Origin of the sequence: Massilia sp. CCM 8734 (assembly GCF_011682155.1) — a bacterium.
GTDB classification, from domain to species: domain Bacteria; phylum Pseudomonadota; class Gammaproteobacteria; order Burkholderiales; family Burkholderiaceae_D; genus Telluria_A; species Telluria_A rubra.
The window spans coordinates 1-430 of sequence record NZ_WHJI01000204.1; the positions used below are offsets into that span (position 1 = coordinate 1).

Sequence of the window (430 nt, forward strand, 5' to 3'; positions counted from 1 at the left end):
GCAGGAGTCGGCGTCGATTGAATTTGCTCGGCGCAATCGCCCAATTTTCGACGGACCGGGTCAAGCAGACGCGCGGTCTGGCATTGACGGCATTTTTTGCATGCAGCCCTCAACGCTGCATGCGGTATCGGCTGCGCTCCACCGTCATCCCACACAATGTCGACCACGCCGCGCTCACTGCGATTGCAAATATCCTTTGGCGTCCGCTTTGGGGCGAAACCGGACGGTCGGACGGCGGTGCTATCACCTTAACACCCTATTTTTTCGAATGCTGAGCTCGGCCCTTAAAGCGCGCGGCGCCAGGGAAACGCCGGCGAATAGCCAAGGAACAGGGGCTTGGCGAAGAAGTTGCGCACGCGCGGCGGGACGATCGAGCGCGGCGCTTCCGGTGCGCTCTCCTTTTCGAGCTGGTGCCGGGCGCGTGTCGTTA

At 61.6% G+C, this 430-nt stretch carries 1 protein-coding gene; it reads left to right on the forward strand.

Translation table 11 applies throughout. From position 1 onward, the window contains the following. Positions 1–275, forward strand: a 275-nt coding sequence (locus tag F2P46_RS39045) for a hypothetical protein (RefSeq protein ID WP_208296936.1), incomplete at its 5' end; no start/stop codon positions are given. Positions 276–430: the final 155 nt, after the last annotated feature.